Origin of the sequence: Faecalicatena orotica (genome assembly GCF_905197545.1) — a bacterium.
In the GTDB taxonomy this organism is placed as follows: Bacteria; Bacillota; Clostridia; order Lachnospirales; family Lachnospiraceae; genus Faecalicatena_A; species Faecalicatena_A orotica.
In genome coordinates this window covers 21903-43913 of the sequence record NZ_CAJJZH010000010.1, presented here as the reverse complement: position 1 = coordinate 43913, position 22011 = coordinate 21903, and the positions used below count along the sequence as shown (strand labels likewise).

The following is a 22011-nucleotide window of genomic DNA, read 5'->3' as shown; positions in this document are numbered from 1 at the left end:
AGTGTGAAAAAAATAGCCTCCCGGGATGGGAAACTATTTTAGCCGCCTTTTTAAGGCCTCTCATTTGAAAGAAAAAGGGAAAATGTGCTGCCTTCGCCTTTCCTCGACTCTGCCATGATATACCCAGACTGCTTCATCAGAATCTCCCTTGTCAGGTACAGGCCGATTCCGACGCCCTCTTCCTTACGAACGGCCTCTTCCCTGTAAAACCGTTTAAAGATATCATTGATGTGTTCCGGATCTATGCCGGTTCCGGTATCACGGATTCTGATCCGCGTGTACATCTGCCGGTGATCTACATCAAGAATTATCTTTCCTCCATCAGGCGTATATTTCACTGCATTGTCCAATACATTGAATATCGCTTCTTCCGTCCATTTCGGATCATAAAAAAGCCTCAGAGCTTCAGGACAGTGCACTTCCAGTTGAATCTTTTTCTTTTCGGCTTTGGGGAGTACAGACGAAACGGCTCCGGATATGGTCTGGAACAGAGGCGTATTTTCTTTTTTCAGTGTAATCAGGTTACTCTCCAGCCGTGACATTTTCACGAGTGAACGTACCAGAAAGTCCAGCTTATTTACCTGATTTTCCATCACCGACAAGAGTCTTCTGTCTTCTTCCCCCAGATCCGGGCTCATGCTGACCGTATCGCTGTACATCATAATATTCGCAATGGGAGTCTTCAGCTGATGAGAAATGTCTGACACCATTCCCTGTATCTCCTGTTTCTGGCGGAGATTCTGTTCGCCGGACAATCTGGTGACCTCCCCCAGCTTCTCCACCTTCATCGCAAGCTTGGATGAAAGCGTTTCAAGGTCCGTATTTCTGGATGGTTCTTTCCCAGCGACCATATCGTCCAGCGTATCACTGATATACCCCGTCAGCTTCCGGTACTTTCTCCTGAATACCAGAAAGCTTATTACCGCTGCCGCCGACATGCCTGCTGCCAGAATCACCACTGCCGCTCCCAGACTAATCGTCATCTTTTATTTTCCTCCATCCACTGGTATCCCATGCCGTAAACAGTCTTGATATAGGAATTGTTATCATCCTCGATCTTGCCCCTGAGACGGCTGATATTAATGGTAAGTGTGTGTTCATCCACGAAGTTTCCGTCCTGATCCCACAGCTTGTCAAGAAGAACCTGTCTTGTCAGGACCTGCCCCGGATTCCTTATGAATACCTGAAGCAGCTTAAATTCTGTCGGAGTAAGGGTCAGTACTTCCCCGTTCTTTGACACGGTCCGGTTCTCAAGATCCACCTCAAGACTGCCGCACCTGTGTACCTGTTCCTCCTTTGCCGGCTCACAGCGCCTCAGGATTGCCTGAATCCTCTGGAGCACAATCCGTATGTTAAAAGGTTTCGTAATATAATCGTCAGCACCGGCCTCAAAGCCGCGTATCATATCCTCATCCATATCGTGGGCCGTTAAAAATACAATAGGCGCGCTGCTCCCACTGCGTATCTCTTCTGAAAAATGAAACCCGTCACCGTCCGGCAGGTTTACATCCAGCAAAAACATCTGAAACTCCTGCTCTTTCATATATGCCCGGGCCTGTCTTAAGTTATATGCCGGGACCGGATGAAGCCCGGCCCTCTGGAGATTAAAACACAGGCCGTCATTGAGCATTTCATCGTCTTCTATAATCAATATATTTTCCATCACAGTTCATCATTCTAATACACCGTATAATAAGTAACAGACAGATAATCGTCAGCCGATGTACCGGGCGGATATACGCCCTGTTTCCTCTCTTCTGCCCGTACATATTTTAGCATGGGGCATTCGTGTTTGTCAAAGAATCCTGAGGGGGCTGTAACATGGAGAAAGGGGCTGGAATCACTTCCAGCCCCGGGAGGGAAAATTATGAAATTTATGCTATCTATTCAAAAATCAAAAGGTTGTTTTCCTTTGATGTATATAACTATACAAAGGAAATGTGACATGACTGTGAGCATCAGATTAACTATTTATGATTCTTTTTAAAGATAATCTTAAGAGTATAAAATATATCTGTACTCCATAAACAGAATATGAATCATGGGGCTTTTAATCTTCCGCAATCCTCAGTCTTTCAACGACTGTGTTCTTTACAGCTCCCTTATAGCTTAGTATCGGAACGATGACAGATATCAGCAGCAGTACCGGTGTGCATAGCAGAACCGGCAGGATCCTGAAGTGCCATGTGAATATTGCCATCTGCCCGGCTACGGCATTTACGATTACATAACCGACAGCCATTCCCACAGTACAGGTCACCAGCAGGGTGAGCACTGCATACAGCAGTCCCTCAAACTGCAGCATCTTTTTCTGTTGCTGCCCAGTCATACCGATGGCTTCGAGCGTAGCCAGCTCTTTCTTCCGTGAAAGAATCGAGGTGATTGTTACATTTACAAAGTTCAGTATTCCGATCAGTGCAAGGATAAAGCTTAAAAATCCCCCGGCCAGTGCATACACGTTTTTCAGATTATCAAACATTGCCACGTAATCTGCCTTCGTTTTCCCGTCCAGATCCGTATTTACCTTTTCACAGTAGTTCTTCATCCATGAAGTAATCTCTGCCTCTTTTCCCTCCTCTGCATCAAAAATCGTTTTCATCGGCTGCGTCTCCCCATACCGGGCCATAAACTCAGTATCCGGCATGATATAAGCGACCGGCATAGAAGAATGGTACCACTGTGACTGCAGGGCATATGGAAGTTCTCCTACGGCCAGCACCTCATAAGCTTTACTTTCTCCGCTGCTGGATTCCAGCATAACTGTATCTCCTATATTCAGATACGGGTGCTCAAAACTGGTGTGGTCACCCCATTCAAATGAATTGACAATCACATAATTCCCAGTCTTAAATTTTTCCCAGTCCAGCTTTCCATCTGCCAGATTTATCTTGTCTGCTGCTTCCTTATTTACGCCATATATATCGATGTTACTGGCCTTTGACTCCCTCATCTGCCGGATTTCGCCGGCGACATCCTGATTGGAAAAGAATTTTTTGTACTCCTGCATATAGGTCTCCATATTATTCCATTCAGTATCCAAAAAAGAATGATATTCAGTATGGATATATATGTTTCCGATGTCCTTCACACCATCCTGCTTCACAAGTTCCTGCTGAAATTCCTTTGTAACGCCTGCCGTATTTGTATATTGGCTTCCAAAATTTGTCATGGACGCATCTGTAACCATATAATTTGAAACCATATAAGTAGACAGGTATTTATCCATGTCAAACCCCTTCACCATCGTGTAAACGCTGTTCAGGAGTATCAGGCTCAGGGACAGGGATAAAACGACAAGAACCAGTTTTTTAGGATTCCGTTTAACATTGGCCATCGCCATATGGAATGGGGATGCTTTTTTTGTCCGCTTCTTTTTTCCCTTTTTTTGTTTTTCTGTATATTTCACAGCCTCCACCGGTGATACCTTTGCTGCGATCCGGCATGGTTTGATACAGCTGATATAAACAGTTACGATTGTAAAAACAGCGGCCCCTATAAATATCAGCGGATTTGCAGAATAGATCTGTACATCATTTGTTAAAAGGCTGAGTACCGATGGAGCCAGCAGCCTGCCCGTCAGAAAACCAAGCAGCAGCCCGGTGGGAATTCCTAATAAGCACAGCATCCACGCCTGTCTTCGCACGAGTTTTTTCAGTTGTTTTCCCGTCGTACCAATGGTTTTTAGCAGGCCGTAAAAACGGATGTCACTAAAAATATTCAAGTAGAAGATGTTATAAATGATCAGATAGCCTGACAGCATGATCAACACCATAACTACTACAAGCATCATCACTGTTGTTGGATCGACCGAGGAGAATCCATATGCCCAGTTCACACCATAGTCTACTTTTGTCGTATCGAATCCGCATCGCTCGCAGAGCTGAAGCATCTGTTTTTCGATATCCCAGGAACTGCTGAAGTTAAAATTGGGATTCATGTAACCACTGTAATCCCCGCTATTTTCCGCTTCATAAAAGGGGGTCGTTTCCAGCGGGGCCGTCTTATCGCTGTATTGACGGGATACCAGTATTTCCTGTGCACGAAGTGCTTTATCTCCCTCCCAGTATCCGCACAGACGGAAGGTCTGTTCCACTACTTCATCGTGGACCCTGATCTGAAGTTCTACCTTTTCCCCCAATTTATGCGGGATCTCCAGTGCGTCCAATACAATGGTGCTCATCGCAATATCATCTATTTTCTCCGGCATCTTTCCTGTTGTCGGGTAAGAAAAACTGTTTTTTGCATCCTGATCTTCGAAATACCGGACCTCCCCCTGTATTTTATTTAGTTCTGGATTTTCAGTAAAACCTACTACGATGTTGTAGGATAAATCTCTGATTTTGCCATCTTCCTTTAGTGTTTCGTATTCTTCCCATGTAAAATTTTTGAACCCTGCATGGCTCCTTCCCCCGACCTGGCGCAGACTGGATTCTGTACTGCTTTGCATGATACTGCCCCCAATGGAAAAGATCGTCGTAAAAAGGACGGCAGTCAGGGCAATTGCCAGCACACTGATGATATTTTTCTTTTTCCGGGCCCCCAGTGTCCGGGCTGAAAGCTTTCTAATGATCTTTTTATTTTTCACTCTAGCCACGGTATCCACCACCCTTGCCTTCTGTTTTCCCTGACGGCCGGGATGTTGTGCGCCTGCCTGTCTGCGGAATGCGGTCATCCGGTATGTCGCTGAACTGTCCTGCTTTTCTGACCTTTCCGTCTTCTATGCGGATAATCCTGTCAGCCATCTGTGCGATTTCCTCATTATGGGTAATCATGACGATTGTCTGTCCGAACTGGTCGCTGGTCACTTTCATCAGGCTCAGTACATCCTGGCTCGTATTGGAATCCAGATTTCCTGTCGGTTCATCCGCGAGCACGATAGCCGGCTTTGCGGCCAGTGCCCGTGCAATCGCCACTCTCTGCTGCTGGCCCCCTGAGAGCTGTCCTGGCAGGCTGTCCAATTTCTGTTCCAGACCGAGTACCTGTACGATCTCACGGATGTATTTTCTATCCACCTTATTTCCATCCAGTTCTATAGGGAGTGTGATGTTTTCTTCCACATTTAGTACTGGTACCAGATTGTAGTTCTGAAAGACAAATCCAATCTTTCGTCTCCGGAAAATGCACAACGCATCATCCTTCAGCGAAAAGATGTCTTTGTCATCCACATATACTTTTCCCGATGTAGGCCTGTCCAGACCTCCCATCATGTGGAGCAGGGTTGATTTTCCGCTTCCGGAAGTTCCGACAACTGCGGCAAATTCTCCTTCCATGACAGACAGGCTGACGCCGTCTAATGCTTTTACTGTATTTTCACCTGATCCATAATATTTCTTGAGTTCCTCTGTTCTCAATATTCCGTTCATATTCTGCCTCCTTTTTATTCATGTAATTTTAGAAAACGCTAAAATAGAGTTTCGCTTGCGAAACTCGCGCCTGCGGCGGTCGCATCGCGACATCTACCTTATACGCCGCAGTGCGCATCCCCCGGAGGGTTTATTATTTCATAGGACGTACTTTCCTATGAAATAATAAAAAGCCTATTCACTTCTATGAATAGACTTTAACATATGAATCTTTCCAGACTCTTTCCGAAATCTAACAGTTCTGAAAGTTTTCACGCGGCAGATATACGGCAAAAGACGCACCTGTCTGGTTCGTCGTGCTTACTTTGATATAACCGTGTTCCTTTTTCAGAATCTCCCGCGCCAGATACAGGCCGAGCCCCACGCCTTCCTTCTCCTGAAACTGACTTCCACGGTAAAACCGCTGAAAGATTTTAGGGATCTCTTCCTCCGTAATTCCCGGTCCCTCATCCTGTATGCAGATACTGACAAACATGGGATATTCTCTGATGGCTACGGTCACACAGCTTTTCTCTTCTGTGTATTTCAGCGCATTATCCAGAATGTTATAGACGGCCTCTGATGTCCATTTTCTGTCGAAACAGGCCTGACATTCATCGGTCCATCCCTTCTTTACAATCTGGATTCCCCGTTTCACCTGTTTCTCCTTCCCGCGCAGGACCAGTTCTTCCAGCATCGGCTTAAGCGGCTGCTTCTGAGGGTATACCTGTATAATATTCGTCTCAAGGCGTGACATCTTGACAAGGGACTGAATCAGGGATTCCAACAGGTCTGTCTGGGCCATCAGTCTCTTTGCCAGTTCCTTGTCTTCTCCTTCCAGTTTTTCCTCAATAATTTCCCCGTAGAGCCGGATGTTAGAAATCGGTGTCTTCACCTGATGTGAGATATCTGAAACCAGTTCCTTGACAGCCTTTTTTTCCTTCTCCACATTCTGCCTGCTGAGTGCAGATGCACCGAGAAACCGCTTCCACTTTACCTCCAGCTTGGACAGTTCGCTCTCGTCATAGTCAGACTCCTGAAAGTTTCCCGAAGTGGCCTCATCCAGCATCATATTCAGCGTTTCATAAGTATTTTTCCTAAACCGCAGCCCCATTTATATTCCCGCCTCTCTATTTCCAGACATACCCTACTCCATATACGTTCAAAATATGTTCCGGGTTTGCAGGTTCCTTTTCCAGCTTTGCGCGAAGCCTGCTGACTGCAACCGGAAGTGCATTTTCATCCACATATTCCATTCCGTCTGTCCATACCTTATCTATCATAACATCCCGGGGTATGGTATTTCCCCGGTTCTCCAAAAGGACCTGCAAAAGCTTCTGCTCCGTCCTGCTTAATACAAGACTCTGTCCATCTCTCTTATAAACCATTTTTACCGTATCCAGCAAGAGATGCTCATCCTCATACCGCCCTCTGCCATGATCAGAAAAAGACAGCCGCAGAAGATTCTCGATCCTCGCTCTCAAAACTGCAAGGCTGAACGGCTTGGTCACATAATCGTTCGCCCCCAGTTCAAACCCCATCACCTCATTCACCTCCAGGTCATTCGCCGTCAGCATCAGCACCGGCCGTGAGCTCGACTGGCGGTATTCCTTCAGAAAATCATATCCATTCCCGTCGGGGAGGTTAATATCTAAAATAACAAGTCCAAACTCATTCCCCTGTACAGCAGAACGCGCTTCATGCAGCGTGTAACACTGGGTGAAACGGTATGAAGTTTTTCCAAGACCCAAAACAATTCCCTCATTTAATGCTGAATCATCCTCAACGATCAAGATATCCGTCATATTATGCTCCTTTTATCTGAAAATTCTGAATACGGACCGCAAAAGGGTCTGACCCCTTTTCATCTTATCAAAAAAGGCCGTACATTTCAATGCACAGCCTTTTTCTTAATGTTCTCTACTCTTCCTCTACAAATACGTCTTTTCCAAGTCCGCAGATCGGGCATACCCAGTCATCCGGTATATCTTCAAATGCGGTTCCCGGCTCGATTCCCCCGTCCGGATCGCCCTCCTCCGGGTCATATACATATCCGCATGGTTCACATACATATCTTTTCATTTCAAACTCCTCCTATTTCTTTCATGTTATCTTGTAAATGCACAGTCCTGTACTGAACAGTTACATTAGCTTTCCCTATTCACACCTCTGTCATGCATAAATTTCCAAATTCAGAGGTATATTTAAGGTTCCTTTTAAATTGCCCATTCGTATTTTCCGCCGTCTCCTACCTGATAGAAGTCGGCATAATTGATTTTAAATATATCTTTTCCGGTACCTCGTATATCTATGTGGTTCTTGATCAGGTACTGCCATGTCCCGGCATGTGAGATATCTCCCTGAAGCAGGATTCCCTCTACTTTTCCGTCTCTTAGGATGACGCGCTTATAATGCTCTTTATCTTCTCTTACCTGTATTTCATCACCTTCTTCCTCGCAGATTCTTCCTACGCATAAGCTTAAAAGTCCGAAGAAATTGATCGTGTTCTTGATGGCAAAGCGGTCTGCATACTCTGTTTTTAGACCGCACATGTTCTTTCCCGCCACTCTTCCCTGATCGGCTGCATTCGGCCAGATTCCTGACAGGCCTGTGATGTCACCTGCCGCATAGATGTCAGGCTGGTTTGTCTGCAAATAGGAATCCACGCATACTCCACGTTCACACATGATGCCGCTGCCTTCGAGATACCCGGTTGATGCACGGACACCGGCTGCGACTACGATCATATCGCATGCTGCTTTTTCACCGTTGTCCAGAACGACTTCATGAATCCTGCCGTCCTCACCACACTGTGCTTCACTGGCCCGCCTTCCAAGGAGGAAACGGACACCGGCCTTTTCAAAGAGTTCCTGATAGCTCTGGGCGCCGTGGGCATCGAGCTGTACCGGCAGAATCTGGGGGGCCATTTCTACAATGGTAACTCTCCTCCCCCTCTCAAGCAGTCCGTAGGCCGCATCCAGCCCAACGAGTCCGGAACCGATGATCAGCACATTTTCTGCCTCTTCTGCTTCCTTTACAATATCCTGGGCATCGGAAAGATTCCGCAGCCCATACACATTGGAAGCCTTTCTTAAATCTCCCACAGGGGGAATACAGCTGTCCGCGCCATTCGCAATCAAAAGCCTGTCATACCCCACTTTTTCTCCTGTGTCCAGATGAATTTCCTTCTCACCGGGACAGACTTCTACGACCCGGACCCCCTTTTTCCAGTCAACACGATACTTTTCAAAGAAATCATCTTCCGTAAAATTCAGGCTCTTTTCATCGCGCTCTCCCCCGATAAACTTATGCAGCATACAGCGGGAATGAATCTGTGTATCCGCGGAAATCAGCAGTATCCCGGCGTTATCGTCCAGCCCCCTGATCGTCTTCGCGGCTTCTGTACCGGCAACACCGGCACCTATAATCACATGCTTCATACTTTTACACCTCCTCTACATAAATCGCTTTTTTCGGACAGGAGGCTACACAGGATGGTTCCCCTCCCGCATTTACGCAGAAATCACACTTAATCACTTTACTTTTCGTCACCTGATCCGGCTTTAAAACGCCGAACGGGCAGTTCATCACACACATAAAGCAGGACCCGCACCGGGTTTCATCGTAAAATACGTGTCCGCTTTCCTCATCCTTGCGAAGCGCCCCGCTCATGCATGATTTCACACATTCCGGGTCAGCACAGTGCCGGCAGAACAAGGGTTTGTAGTGTCCCTCTGCATCCTTTAGGATAAAATTACGGGACTCATTTTTAGGGTCTGTCAAATCCAGATCATATATCGTCCCCGGCGTTTCCCTGTGCGCCTGCATACAGGCGGCGGAACAGTTCTTACAGCCGTCGCATTTCTCATAATCGATCATGATACGTTTCATTTTTACCGCCCCTTTCTAAATCTGAAGTCCCCGGCGTTTTTCCAGAATAATCTCTTCCAGAATCTCCGCAGATTCCTTTGCATCCGGGTTAATAATCACCTGTCCCCCGGTCAGCTCCTTCATATCCTCTGTCAGCACTTTTACAGCCACCTTACTTCCAGTCATGAATGGCGGCAGCCCAAGGTGCAGTGGCAGCCCGAGTGATAGTCCGTAGCACCCGTCAGCCAGCGCCTGCTCTTCCAGCCATTGTGCCGCAGAAAGTACAAGCGGCAGCTGCGGAAGGTCTACGCCCAGTTCTTCTGCCAGTTCAGTTGCTACGATCTCAAGGCGGCCGATTGCAAGACATGGTCCAAAGTTCAATACTGGCGGGATGCCAAGGCTCTCACAGACAGCTCTCAGCTTAGGCCCTGCATATTTTGCCGCTTCCGGTGTCATAAGTCCGCAGTTCTCAATTCCCCCTGAAGAACATCCGGCCGTCAGGACAATGATATCCTTCGCAATCAGCTCCTTCACGAGGTCTACCGTCAGTACATCGTGCCCGCCTGCAGTCAGGTTAGAACACCCAACCACGCCGGCAACACCCTTTATATCCCCTGATACAATCAGGTCGATCAACGGTTTCCAGCTTCCGCCAAGGAATTTCTTAAGGGAGATTTCACTGACACCTGTCAGCGTGTTATCATAACCGTGCTCTTTCATCAGGTTCATCGGTACGCTGCCTCTGCGTGCACTGTAAGCCGCAACCACCTCATCAATAATCTCCTCTGTCACAGCGGGACGGTTCTCAAAATCAAATTCCTTCAGCTCTGCATTTGCCTTTTTCGCCACATTGTCAATACATATCTGCTTAATCTTTAATTCTTCGCAGATTGGTTCGATCCCCGGCAGTGTACAGTTAAATTCCGAAATAACAGCATCAATCCCACCCGTTGCCAGTATCGCTTCACTTGTATAGTTATTGCCTGCATGACCATCAAAGATATCCTCATAATGGGCGCCGCGCAGCTGCAGATCCTGTCCTACACAGGTACACCCGACCAGCTTGAAGCCTTTCGCCCCGGCCTTTTCTGCCTTCTTTACAACATCCTCATCCGTCAGACGGTCCTGCAGGAAGGTGAACATCGAATGCTGGTGTCCCGTAATCATAATATTAATATAATCCGGATCAATGACCCGCAGTCCAACCGGTGCAAAACGGATCTCCGGCTCCCCAAGCACTACGTCGTTAAGAAGATTCGTCAGTACCAGTCCGTAAATTCCTGTGGAAATCCCCAGTTTTAAACAGTCCAGCAGCATATTGACCGGATCTGAGTTCAAATTTGTAGAACATTTTACAACTCCGTGGAACACTTCCGACTTCGCACCACCCGGGAGAATTCCGAGTTCTTTCCATTTCTTATAACGCGGAGCATATGCCATTTTTTCCGTGAGCTGCATCTTCTCATATTCAGGGAGGTAAAGGTCTTTCAGCACTGCGTCTGCAACCGCCTCGGCCCTCCTGTGGATGTCCTCTTCCTCAATGCCAAAAATCGCGGCCAGCCTGTTCAGGGTATCCGGTCCTTTGATTTCACCTTTTGACTTTGCAACGTTCTTAACATTCAGTGCCGTATTTTCAACGACATGTATGTAACACCCTGAACCGGAAGCGACAGCCCGCAGAAAGTTTCTGGCTACGATTGTGTCAGCATCTGCCCCGCAGATTCCTCTCGGGGCCTCCGGTGTGATGCGGCACGGCCCGTTAGCACAGAGCCTGCAGCAGACTCCCTGAAGCCCAAATGCACATTTCGTGCTCTGTCCTTCCACACGATGGTGGGACGTCTCCATCGGCAGTCCGGCAATAAAGCCTTCTAATGGCTTATCAGCGCTCTTACATGTAGTGCATCCATAACATTGATTCATAGTTGTACCTCCTCAATACTTGATAATTTTAGTCCACTTTGTTTTATAAAATTTTCCCTCCGAAAAAGAGGGATTATTTCCTTAAATCATCTCTGCAGTTTAAAAAAGGTCTGACAGTTTCCGTGCCCTTAATTCCTTCATCAATACGCCCTGTATCTTTGCGAGCTCCGTATGTACCCTGCACCTGCTGCCACCGGAATTCCTGCTGCAGCTTTCTCTGAGGCATGGCATGATCAAAGGCTCCTCATCGACTGCTGTCACCACATCATACAGATTCAGTTCCTCAAGCGGCTGATTCAGCCGGCACCCGCCCGAAGCACCCCGCCCAACCTCAATCAGGCCGGCTCTCCTAAGCTTCTTCAATATCTTATAAGCAAACGCCTCCGGAATCTCTTCCGCCTGACATATCTCTTTTACCGTATGCTTTTCCCCGTCTCTCATGGAACGAAGCATACGAATCGCATAATCATTCTCTCTTGTTAAAAGCATGAAAGCACCTCTCATCTTTTGTTAAAATTTTAGCATACTGGACTTTTTTTGTCAACTTTAAATATGAACATTTACAAGCTTTTCGAAGAATGATATACTGGTAACTATCCAATCCAAGAAAGAGGTCGAATTATGTTCCGTTTATGGGGTAAAGAATTTAAAGACAACAGAATGCTGCGTGATACGGTCATCTGTGATGACACGGACGACACACGCACACATAAAGTATTTCATGCACTCGATGCAATCTGCTATGAATTTGATCTGAGCAAACCAATCTGGCTCGATAAGACAATAAATGACTTCAAGAAACATGCCAAAGCAAGATTTTACCAGGATAATTTTGTAGATTCCATCGATTTCGATTACCTTGAAATCCAGATTATAGAAGAAGAGTAAGGGAACAAAACCTCCCTTACTCTTCGTTTCTATTACTCGTTATGTATGGCTGCAAGCGGGCTCAGTCTCATCGCCCTCAGCGCCGGGAAATACCCGGCTGCCATTCCCACAAACACCGCGAATGCCATCGAGGCAAGCACAAGCCACGGCGGGATATAGGAAATATTTCCGTCAATTCCCATCGCATTGCCGCTCTGCGTCAGGAAGTTGATAATGAAGGACAGCAGGAAACTTAGGATATTCCCCACTACACCTCCTATAAACCCGATAAATGCCGCCTCCATAAGAAACATCTGTTTAATATTCTTCAGACCGCATCCCAATACTTTAATAACACCGATCTCCTTTGTACGTTCATATATCGACATCATCATTGTATTTGCAATACCGATTGCAGCTACGAATAGAGATACCGCCCCGATTCCCCCGAGAACAGCCTGAATCATTGCAAACTGCTTTTTCATGCTCTCCATATATTCTGCATTCGTTGTAACCTGATATCCCATATTTCTGATCGTAGCGGACAGTTCATCCACATCGTCCAGATTTTCCGCCTGCACGCTTGCAGAACTGTATACAAACTGTTTATACGGCTTGCCTGACTTCGTGCTGGGCTGTCCGGGAATTACTCTGCCGCGGAACTCTTTCTTCAGCAGTTCCTCTAATTTATCTATGTCACAGTAAACATAGTAAAAATTAGCATTATAAGTATCGATATCCCCTTCCACTACTCCGCTGGACTGGACAACATATTTTTTCGGCGGTTTAACCGGTGTCTGATTCGCTCCTCCTTCACCGCCCCCTGCCGACATCCCGGCACCCTGATTCTGTGTTTGAAAATAGCCATCCTGGTCCAGAATCAGAAACATCTGGTCATGTGCCAGATCCACATCCGGTATTTCCCCGGTTTCCCAGTATCCCTTACCGGTTGTCTTCTCATAGAAACTGGTAAGAACGCCGTTTCCAAAAACAAGTTCCAGATTGGCACTGTCAGGGTCTGGAAGCCTTCCTCCGGCAGCCAGTTTTATATTCTGCTCCTTAAGTGCTTCCGGCGTCATCCCACGCAGCTGCAGATATCCCATGTACTTGCCCTTTAATGCAATCGCGCTGACATCCAGAATTGGATTTGCACTCTTTACATGCTCCAACTGCTTTAGCTGGTTAATGACATCATCCGTAATATACTTACTTGGCTCCTGCTGGTCGGAATCACCGGAAGACATATAATACATGGAACCTTCTGTCTGCTTTCCCGTGACTGTCAGGTTCGTAATTCCGCCGGACTGCTCGACTTCACGGTACATGGACTCCTGCATTCCAAGCCCCAGAGAAATCATGACCACAATGGATGCTGTTCCGATAACGACTCCCAGGATGGTGAGAAAAGTTCTAAGCTTTCTTCGCTTGAGGTTGCCACTACTCATCCTCAGTAAATCGATCCACCTCATCCAACAAGTCCTCCTCTTCTACAGACTCCTTCTTTTTCTTTCTTCTCTTGAGTACGATAATCAAGATGACAATCGCTGCCACAACTACAACGGCTCCTATTACAACCGGTAAAACCGGAAATCCTTTTTCAGCCGGCATATCAACCATCTGCGACATATCCATCGGTGCCTGCTCCGGTGTGATCGTCAGTGAAAATTCCTTCTCTACGGTTGATGCTTTTCCAGATTCATCTTCGTATGAGACAATCATCTTACACTTCTGGTCCGGCGCCATCTCCTGTGTAGCTGTAACGATTCCGTCGATAGAACCTGTCGCACCTGAATCCACATTTCCGACAAAGACATCTTTACCTTCGATTCCATCCCCCTGGAATTTTGCTTTTACATTGTATAATTTAATACGGCCTGTATTATAAAGGCTGCATGTAATATTAGCCTCCTCGCCTACCGCTACTGCCTCAGGTGCAATCTCGAGTTCGCTGAATTCAAATCTTGCCGCCTGTTTCACAGGAATCGCCAGACTTGAAGAACTCTCATATTGTGTAGCATTGCTGTCTTCATATTTCATCGTCATTGCAATACTGTATGGCTTCTGAACCAAATCCGCCCTTGCATTCAACGCAATGGAGATATCCTGTGTCCCGCCTGCCGGGATGTAGTCCAGATAAATAGAGCTGGATCCTGATGACGGCAGGAATGCCGGTGCCTCCGCTGCTGCTTCGGTCCCTGATGACGGTGCCTGCAGATCAAACAGCATGTTGGAAACCGCCGTTTTTGTAGAAGTATTCTTCAAATGGATAATCAGCTTAAAGTCGCTGCCTGCATTCACTGCCCCCGGATCTGTATTGAATCCAGTGACAATGACCCTCGGTACGGCATCCTTACCGGATTCTGAACCGCCCCCGCCGCCTGAAACGACAGGGTCACTGTTTGAAAAACCGGCTTCTCCGCCTTCTGGTTCCCCGTTTTCTTCCGGCTTTGGCTCCTCAGGTTTTTCTTCCTTCGGCTTTTCTTTTGTCCTTACAAATACATATTTATTCGTCTGGAACTGATTCTGAATCCCATCATCACAGGTAATCTTAAAAAACAGTCTCACCGTATTATTTCCTACATCCGAACGTACTGTTAGTTTATCCCAAACAGCCTCTGCACTCTGCCCGGAAGCTATATCGCCAACCGTGACTTCATTCGTCATATTTTCAATATTAAACGGCCATTCTGAGGCATCGTTCAATACTGGGATTATCTTTACATTTTTAGCATCTGCTTTTCCGGTATTCTCTAAAGTAATCTTCAATTCCTGTTCGGAATCCCCTGCCTGATATGACGGTGCATCCTGTCCTTCTGATACCGATATTTTGATATCCGGTATCGGCTCCACCGTATCCTCTGCACGTACCCCCGCCGGCAGTATCATAGCTGCTGTCAAAGCAAGGCTCATCGCGATCCCCGCAATTTTTTTAAATGGTCTCATGTTCCTTTTCCTCCCTCTTTTCATGGTTATCTTCTATTTTTACGATTTTCCCGTCTATAATATGGAATATACGGTCTGCATATGTAGCCAGATGATTATCATGGGTAACCATGACAAGTGTCTTCTTCTGCTCACGCACGACTTTCTGCATCAGTTTCATCACTTCTTCTGACGTATGTGAATCCAGATTCCCGGTCGGCTCATCCGCAAATATAATCTTAGGATCTACGACAAGTGCCCTTGCCACGCCAACTCTCTGCTGCTGCCCTCCGGACATCTGGTTCGGCAGATGCTTCTTATGCTTTTTCAGGCTGACCAGGTCAAGCATCCGGTTGGCCTTTTTCAGGCGGCTGCTCTTTGCTTCTCCCCGGAAACTTAACGGAAGCGCCACATTCTCCAGTGCATTCATCGTTCCAATCAGGTTAAACGACTGAAAGATAAATCCGATATTCTCTCTCCTAAACCTGACCAGTCCGTCTTCGTTTAAATTCTCCATGTGCTCATTGTTTATAATTACTTCACCTCTTGTCGGCTTCTCCAGACCCGCGAGCATATTTAGAAGTGTCGATTTTCCCGAACCGGATGTTCCGACAATTGCACAGAATTCTCCTTCATTTATCTCAAAGTCGACTCCATTGAGCGCCCGCACCACCGAATCGCCAACCTTGTACAGCTTATACAAGTTCTTTACCTCAATGACTTTATTCACGGTGTCCCTCCTTCATATTGTACCGTATACCCAATGCCCGGCTGCATGCAGGGCCTGTCTGACAGCACGCCCCCATATATGCCCAATTAACACCAGCAGGCCAATAAGTATACTCTATTTTAACATCATACTTATGTAATTAGAATATTTAACTGTGTAATTTATTAAGAAATTCTTAATTTTATTGCAAACCTGTTTCTGAGGGACTTATCTGCCCGGCCGGCATAATATTCGCTTATTCTTCCATGATGCAGATACACGGCAGAAAAAAAATCAGATCCGCACTTTTTTGTCGGAATAAAATAATATTTATTCACAAAATTTTTAAATATTCCGTAAGTTTTTTCACTTTCAGTAGTTTACTTAATGAAGGAGCTAATCTCCTCACCTTTTTTAGCTCCTTTCCCACCATAAAAAATAAGCCTGGAACCATACCTGTTTCCGGGCTTAATTTCTGTCTATATTGTGATTAAAGCTTTCTTACAGGAACATCCTGTCAGTTTTTCACTTTTTTTATCCGGCTGGGAAAATCCTGTATATAACTCAAATTTACTGCCATACAGTGCTCTATTTCCATTTTCATCCACACTGGTAAATGCTTTTCTGTCAACTTTGATACGGATTGTTTTCTTTTCCCCTGCATCCAGATAGATTCTCGAAAATGCTGCCAGCGAAGCAGACGGGGGAACAAACTCTGTGTATGTATCTTTCACGTAAACCTGAAGCACTTCGTCTGTCGGCACGTCACCTTTATTCTCAACTTCCGCTAATATTTCTGCTCCGTCAAAAACACCTTCCGCAGATTTTTTTACTTCCACAGCCACACTTTCAACTGCACATTTTCCGTAAGTCAGTCCATAGCCAAATGGGTATAATACATCTCCTTTATAATATCTGTATGTCCTGCCCACCATAGAATAATCTTCAAAATCCGGAAGATCTTCTATATCATTGTAAAAAGTTACTGGCAATTTCCCGGAAGGAGATACTTTGCCAAACAGGATATCCGCCACTGCTTTTCCTCCTCTTGCGCCCGGATACCACACTTGGAGAATTGCATCCGCATTCTTGTCTGCTGCTCTTAAATCCATTGCACTTCCCGTCATATTAAGCACGACAACAGGTTTCCCGCATTTTAACACTTCATCCATAAGTTTTCTCTGGGACGGAGGAAAACTTAAATCCCGCTTATCCCCTGACGCATCCGAATTTCCGGTATCTCCTTCTTCCCCTTCCAGAGTCTCATCTAACCCGACAACAAGGATCACTACGTCTGCATACCCGGCGACTGTCAATGCTTCTGCAAGCCGGTCAGGCTGCTTTGGATCTGCAAGGTGCTCGACCGTATCCTTCCACAAATGACATCCTTCTGAATATAAAATGCGCACATCCTCTCCTGCCGCCTGCCGAATTCCTTCAAGGACAGTGATATACTCTGAAGATGTTCCATGATAGTTTCCAATCAGGGCTTTTCTGCTGTCTGCATTCGGCCCGATCACGCCAATTGTATGAATATCCGTCGTTTTTAATGGCAGAATACCGTTGTTCTTCAGTAATACCATACTTTTCTGCGCCGCTGTTACAGAGAGCCTGATATGTTTGTCACACTCAACTTCCAAATAAGAGATATCATCCATTTCTGTCTTATCAAACATGCCCAGTAAAAAACGGGTTGTAAACAATCTCACACAAGACTCTGTAATGTACTTTTCATCTATAATCCCTTCCTGATATGCATTTAATATCTTCTGGTAGGTACATCCGCAATTCAGGTCGCATCCTGCCTCAAGCGCCATTTTAACTGACAGTTCCGGGCGTTCTGTCACCTTATGGTTCTCATGGAAATCGCGGATTGCCCAACAGTCAGAAACATAATGCCCTTGAAATCCCCATTTTCCCCTGAGGTAGTGTTTCATTAATGTTTCACTTGCACAGCATGGTTCTCCGTTTGTACGGTTATATGCGCCCATCACTGCTTCCACATCAGCTTCCTTTACACAAGCTTCAAAGGCCGGAAGATATGTCTCCTCCATATCCTTTTTGGAAGCAACAGCATTAAAAAAATGTCTCTTTTCTTCCGGGCCGGAATGAACTGCAAAATGTTTTGCACACGCTGCTGTTTTTAAATATTCACCATTCCCCTGCAGGCCCTTAATAAAACGGACTGCGAGGCGGGATGTAAGGTATGGGTCCTCCCCGTATGTCTCATGTCCCCTTCCCCACCTGGGGTCACGGAATATATTCACATTTGGTGCCCAAAATGTAAGCCCTTTATAGATATCTCTGTCACCCTGCTTTAAATTTTCATTATATTTTGCACGACCCTCAACAGCAACTGCATCTCCGATTTCTTCCATCATATTGGTATCAAACGCTGCCGCCAGAGCGATCGCCTGCGGAAAAACAGTGGCAGTTCCCGCCCTTGCAACTCCGTGCAGTGCTTCATTCCACCAGTTATATGCCGGTATATTCAGGCGTGGGACTGCATCAGCGTCAAATTTTAACTGAGAAGCCCTTTCCTCTACCGTCATCTGGGCAACTAACTCTTGCGCCCTCTTTCTTGCTTCATTTCTATTCATATACAGCCTCCGTTTATTCAGACAAATTTTGGTTAAAAAAATCTGTCACTTGATCATAGTATTTACTTCCTGAAAAAAATCCGTGCCCCTGCCCCGGGACAATGACTAGTTTTGCCTCATTCCCGGCATTTCTCAATCTGCCCGCATATTCTATAGATTGATTACATGAAACAACCTCATCACACGCTCCGTGGAACAAAAGCATGGGAGGCAGACCTTGTTTATGCGCATAGCTGACCGGGCTCATCTCTTTTAGAATCTTTGTTATCTCTTCTTCCTCCAATTTGGGGGACGGCAGTACATTCACAACAAATCCAAGCTCATGGTTCATATCTTCCACTAATGTATTTAAATTTGACGGGCAGTAAAAAGAAACAACACACTGTACCGGCTGCATTTTGCAGCCACTGTAATCACTCCCAACCATACACGCAATGTGCGCCCCTGCCGATTCACCCCAAAGCCCGATTTTTTCCGGGTTGATATGATATTTTTCTGCATGTTCCCTCAGGTACCGGACTGCCATCTGGCAGTCTTCCAAACATGCCGGCAGAACAGCATGTCTGGTAAGGCGGTATTCCAGACATGCAATGAAAAAACCTGCCTCCGCCAATTTTGCAAGTGTTTCCTCCGGCCGGTAGGACGCTGTAAGAAATTCATCATCCCATGCCCCGCCATGTATCCAAATGATAACTGGCATGTCTGTACAGCCTTCCTTATAAAAACACTCCATATACTGCCTCGGGTGCTCGTCTGCATAATATACACCAGACATATAATTTAAGCCGCGCTTGTAGAAATTAACCCGTGTAATATGACACAAATATTCATAAGGATTCTTTTTCGTTTCTGTCATCTTTATCATACTCTCTTTAAATAATCGATGTAATTCTTCTGTATTTCTGTTTCTGGTTTCTTTTTTTCTTCCGGCATATCATAAAAATGCATGATATTTGAAGCGGCATGGTCAAACGGATGCCATGTTTCCATCGGCGCCCCTGTACTGTCCTCCCCATTGGGATCCCCGGTCTTAATAAAGTTCACCCAATAGTTACACATATGTCTTGCGAGATCATAGTGTTTTCCAACAAACGGTCTCCAGCATTTTGCCAGTGTCTCAAAAAAGAACCATAAATCAGATGAGTGAAACGCCCCGGGATCATCTTCCCCCGGTATTTCAGCCCCAAATTCATAGACATATTTGGGATATGTATACCCTTCGTCATGCTCTATGGAACAGAACATTCTGGAACCTGTTTCTATAGAGTTCACTGTCCCTCTCAAAAATTCATGATTCGTCCATCCTAAAAGAACCGGAACATCAAGGAAACGATGTTTTCGGATATTGTGGCGCCATGTATCCGTTTGAAACTTCCCGTCTGTCACAGTCACCCAGAATTTTCCATATTGATCATTTTTATCTCTTATATACTCTGCCGGAAGTTTTCTTGCTTCGTCCACGGAAGAAACTCCGAGAAATTCTAAAAACCTGATGCTGTTTTCTCCTGCTTCTTCCAGAGTAACCGAGAACTCGTCGTGAAATGGATCTCCGAATATCCCGCTGGAAACAATTGCCCCCTTGATGCAGTCTTTATTTTCCTGACAGTTCAACTGGGTGAGGACACTTCCTCCGCCCGCAGACTGTCCTCCGATTGTTATACAGTCCGGATCTCCCCCAAAAGCCTGGATATTTTCCTTTGTCCATTTTAGGGCGGCCTGCTGGTCCAGATTTCCAATATTTAATTCTCCGGCCGCATTTTCTCCCATCATATCAGGGTGTGCAAAAAAACCAAATACATTTAAACGGTATTGAATGGTAACTACAACGATGCCCCTGCGCGCCAGACGCTCTCCGTCAAATTCCATCTCTGCGCTGTTCCCCCACTGGAGCGCTCCCCCGTGTATCCAAAAAAACACTGGAAGTTTATCTTCCCGGGAGGATGCCGGAGTCCACACATTTAAATATAAACAATCTTCGCTCATGGAAATTTCACAATCTACATTCCATTCTCTCGTATAAATATTTTCCTTATCTAAACCCGGAATACTCTGCATTGGTATCGGTGAAAATTCAAGACACTCTTTGACACCATCCCAGTCCTTGCAAGGTTTGGGCGCCCGCCACCGATTTTCCCCGACCGGGGCACAGGCATATGGAATACCTTTAAAAGATATAATTCTGGGATCTGCTGCCGCAGATCCCCTGACATAACCATTTTTAATTTTTGTGATTTTAACCATTGGCCTTCTTCTCCAGACCGACTGTAACTACTGTGATTGAATGCCTGTCCAAATGTATTTTCCCCGCCTTTAATATATCCTTTACCTCTTTTGCAACAACATTTTCCGGTTCTTTTGACGTATTGGATGCATTGAAATCCGGGTGATAAATCTGATAACATAAGGCCTGATCCCACACGGCATCACTGCCCAGCACGAATAATTCCACCTCATAATCTTTGTCTAAATTTTTATTAATGAGAGATACCGCCATTTTCGTACCATCCTCATTCATTGCCGCCACGCAGTCGATATAGCTGGTCTTTACCATACGTTTTTCACTCTTCGCGTCAAGTGCGAATTTTGCTTCAGCCATCCGGTTCGAATAATCAATTACTTCTGGAAGTTCAAACTGCTCACTTTCCATCCGGGTTTCTACATAACAGTCACATGCCGCGAATACTTTTGCTAACAGCTCAAACACAGAATACTGTGCTCGTCTCAAAACATGGTCCTTCTTAACGGAAATGGCTCCGCACACATTTACGAACGGTGAGTAACTTGCTATTTCTACAATATCACTGCTTCTGATAAATGAATGCAAAATCCCTGCCGTCAAAATCGTATTTTTAAGGGTAAATCTGGTATCATCCGCGTCTTTCTCGAAATCCCACGCATAGGTATTCCATTCGTCCCAGGCAACCTTAATGTTCGTCAATGCATCATTTGTGCCTGATACGATAGATGCCCGGGCAACCTCTGTGAGCTTTGTAATATAATCTGGAATATACATACACTGATTATAATCTTCATCTGTAAAAATGCCGTAACCAATCGAATAATGATGGATCGCCACATGGTCGATGAGCGGTTTTAAAACACGTGCAACCTCATAATTCCAGTCACTCCCCAGATCATACCCACAGGCAACTAATTTGATAGAAGGATCTGCCCATTTCATTGCTTTCGCAAAATTCAGCGCCTTCTTTGCATAATCCTGTGCATTCATTGAACCGAACTGCCAGTCTCCATACAACTCATTTCCTAATCCCCAGTATTTTACATGGAACGGCTTCTCGTATCCAAGACTTTTTCTCATATTAGCATACTTTGTGTCACCCGTGCCATTACAGAATTCCACCCAGTTCATTGCTTCTTCGGCGGTGCCACTTCCCATATTCACACATAAATATGGTTCGGCTCCTGTTTTTTCGCAGAGTTTGATAAACTCTACTGTCCCCATCCGGTTATCATCCTCTGCAACCCAGGCATAATCGAATTTCTTCGGTCTTTGTTCCTTTTTGCCGATTCCATCTTCCCAATGATAATTGGAAACAAAATTTCCTCCCGGATATCTCAGCATCGGAACATGCACATCCCTCAGTGCCTGAATCACATCCTTTCGGAATCCATCTTCATCTGCCATCGGGCTGTCCGGGTCATACACACTCCCATAAATAACATCTGCTGCATGCTCCATAAAATGCCCGAAGATATGTTTGCTAATCTTATTTCTTGTGTGGTCCGCATATATTGTCAATTTCGCATTCTTTGTCATACT

At 45.7% G+C, this 22011-nt stretch carries 19 protein-coding genes; 1 reads left to right on the top strand and 18 read right to left on the bottom strand.

What is annotated here, in order from left to right; genetic code table 11:
- Positions 1 to 50 precede the first annotated feature (50 nt).
- The 11 genes from ABIN22_RS18835 to ABIN22_RS18785 all read right to left on the bottom strand — a co-directional run bounded on the left by ABIN22_RS18835 (position 51) and on the right by ABIN22_RS18785 (position 11621).
- Positions 51 to 983 (bottom strand): sensor histidine kinase, encoded by a 933-nt coding sequence (locus ABIN22_RS18835; RefSeq protein WP_346910504.1) that lies wholly within the window; start codon positions 981 to 983, stop codon positions 51 to 53.
- Complete coding sequence (locus ABIN22_RS18830; RefSeq protein ID WP_109731253.1) at positions 980 to 1663, bottom strand: response regulator transcription factor; 684 nt, start codon at positions 1661 to 1663, stop codon at positions 980 to 982. The genes ABIN22_RS18835 and ABIN22_RS18830 overlap by 4 nt, the downstream gene beginning before the upstream one ends.
- A 387-nt stretch (positions 1664 to 2050) precedes the next feature.
- Entirely contained in the window at positions 2051 to 4672 is a 2622-nt protein-coding gene (locus ABIN22_RS18825) for an ABC transporter permease (RefSeq protein ID WP_346910502.1), read from the bottom strand.
- Positions 4587 to 5363, bottom strand: coding sequence for an ABC transporter ATP-binding protein (locus tag ABIN22_RS18820; protein ID WP_346910500.1), 777 nt, complete (start codon positions 5361 to 5363; stop codon positions 4587 to 4589). The genes ABIN22_RS18825 and ABIN22_RS18820 overlap by 86 nt, the downstream gene beginning before the upstream one ends.
- A 232-nt stretch (positions 5364 to 5595) precedes the next feature.
- Complete coding sequence (locus ABIN22_RS18815) at positions 5596 to 6456, bottom strand: sensor histidine kinase (RefSeq protein WP_346910498.1); 861 nt, start codon at positions 6454 to 6456, stop codon at positions 5596 to 5598.
- Positions 6457 to 6472: 16 nt separating this feature from the next.
- A complete protein-coding gene (locus ABIN22_RS18810) occupies positions 6473 to 7147 on the bottom strand; it encodes a response regulator transcription factor (RefSeq protein ID WP_346910496.1) in 675 nt (224 codons plus the stop codon).
- Positions 7148 to 7262: 115 nt separating this feature from the next.
- Complete coding sequence (rd, locus tag ABIN22_RS18805) at positions 7263 to 7424, bottom strand: rubredoxin (RefSeq protein WP_109731258.1); 162 nt, start codon at positions 7422 to 7424, stop codon at positions 7263 to 7265.
- Between the two features lie 134 nt (positions 7425 to 7558).
- Positions 7559 to 8782 (bottom strand): NAD(P)/FAD-dependent oxidoreductase, encoded by a 1224-nt coding sequence (locus ABIN22_RS18800; RefSeq protein WP_346910494.1) that lies wholly within the window; start codon positions 8780 to 8782, stop codon positions 7559 to 7561.
- A gap of 4 nt (positions 8783 to 8786) precedes the next feature.
- Positions 8787 to 9233, bottom strand: coding sequence for a 4Fe-4S dicluster domain-containing protein (locus ABIN22_RS18795; protein WP_346910492.1), 447 nt, complete (start codon positions 9231 to 9233; stop codon positions 8787 to 8789).
- A gap of 15 nt (positions 9234 to 9248) precedes the next feature.
- On the bottom strand, positions 9249 to 11132 hold the full coding sequence (gene cooS / locus ABIN22_RS18790) for an anaerobic carbon-monoxide dehydrogenase catalytic subunit (protein ID WP_346910490.1): 1884 nt from the start codon (positions 11130 to 11132) through the stop codon (positions 9249 to 9251).
- Between the two features lie 99 nt (positions 11133 to 11231).
- Positions 11232 to 11621 carry an RrF2 family transcriptional regulator gene (locus ABIN22_RS18785; protein WP_346910488.1) on the bottom strand — a complete coding sequence of 130 codons (390 nt, stop codon included), beginning with the start codon at positions 11619 to 11621 and terminating at the stop codon, positions 11232 to 11234.
- Between the two features lie 132 nt (positions 11622 to 11753).
- Here ABIN22_RS18785 and ABIN22_RS18780 point away from each other — a divergent pair, with 132 nt between their 5' ends.
- The gene (locus tag ABIN22_RS18780) at positions 11754 to 12020 is read left to right on the top strand and encodes a hypothetical protein (RefSeq protein WP_118621545.1); all 267 of its coding nucleotides are present in this window, start codon (positions 11754 to 11756) and stop codon (positions 12018 to 12020) included.
- Between the two features lie 32 nt (positions 12021 to 12052).
- Here ABIN22_RS18780 and ABIN22_RS18775 read toward each other — a convergent pair whose 3' ends face one another.
- The 7 genes from ABIN22_RS18775 to ABIN22_RS18745 all read right to left on the bottom strand — a co-directional run bounded on the left by ABIN22_RS18775 (position 12053) and on the right by ABIN22_RS18745 (position 22008).
- Complete coding sequence (locus ABIN22_RS18775; protein WP_109731264.1) at positions 12053 to 13468, bottom strand: ABC transporter permease; 1416 nt, start codon at positions 13466 to 13468, stop codon at positions 12053 to 12055.
- Complete coding sequence (locus ABIN22_RS18770) at positions 13437 to 14942, bottom strand: COG1361 S-layer family protein (protein ID WP_118621543.1); 1506 nt, start codon at positions 14940 to 14942, stop codon at positions 13437 to 13439. Before ABIN22_RS18770 ends, ABIN22_RS18775 begins: the two co-directional genes overlap by 32 nt.
- On the bottom strand, positions 14929 to 15651 hold the full coding sequence (locus ABIN22_RS18765) for an ABC transporter ATP-binding protein (protein ID WP_346910485.1): 723 nt from the start codon (positions 15649 to 15651) through the stop codon (positions 14929 to 14931). Before ABIN22_RS18765 ends, ABIN22_RS18770 begins: the two co-directional genes overlap by 14 nt.
- Positions 15652 to 16109: 458 nt before the next feature.
- The gene (locus ABIN22_RS18760; RefSeq protein ID WP_346910483.1) at positions 16110 to 18230 is read right to left on the bottom strand and encodes a glycoside hydrolase family 3 C-terminal domain-containing protein; all 2121 of its coding nucleotides are present in this window, start codon (positions 18228 to 18230) and stop codon (positions 16110 to 16112) included.
- 13 nt (positions 18231 to 18243) lie between these two features.
- Positions 18244 to 19095 carry an alpha/beta hydrolase fold domain-containing protein gene (locus ABIN22_RS18755; RefSeq protein WP_346910481.1) on the bottom strand — a complete coding sequence of 284 codons (852 nt, stop codon included), beginning with the start codon at positions 19093 to 19095 and terminating at the stop codon, positions 18244 to 18246.
- Positions 19092 to 20471, bottom strand: a complete 1380-nt coding sequence (locus ABIN22_RS18750) for a carboxylesterase/lipase family protein (protein WP_346910479.1) — start codon at positions 20469 to 20471, stop codon at positions 19092 to 19094. Before ABIN22_RS18750 ends, ABIN22_RS18755 begins: the two co-directional genes overlap by 4 nt.
- On the bottom strand, positions 20464 to 22008 hold the full coding sequence (locus ABIN22_RS18745) for an alpha-L-arabinofuranosidase family protein (RefSeq protein ID WP_346910477.1): 1545 nt from the start codon (positions 22006 to 22008) through the stop codon (positions 20464 to 20466). The genes ABIN22_RS18750 and ABIN22_RS18745 overlap by 8 nt, the downstream gene beginning before the upstream one ends.
- Between the last annotated feature and the right edge of the window lie 3 nt (positions 22009 to 22011).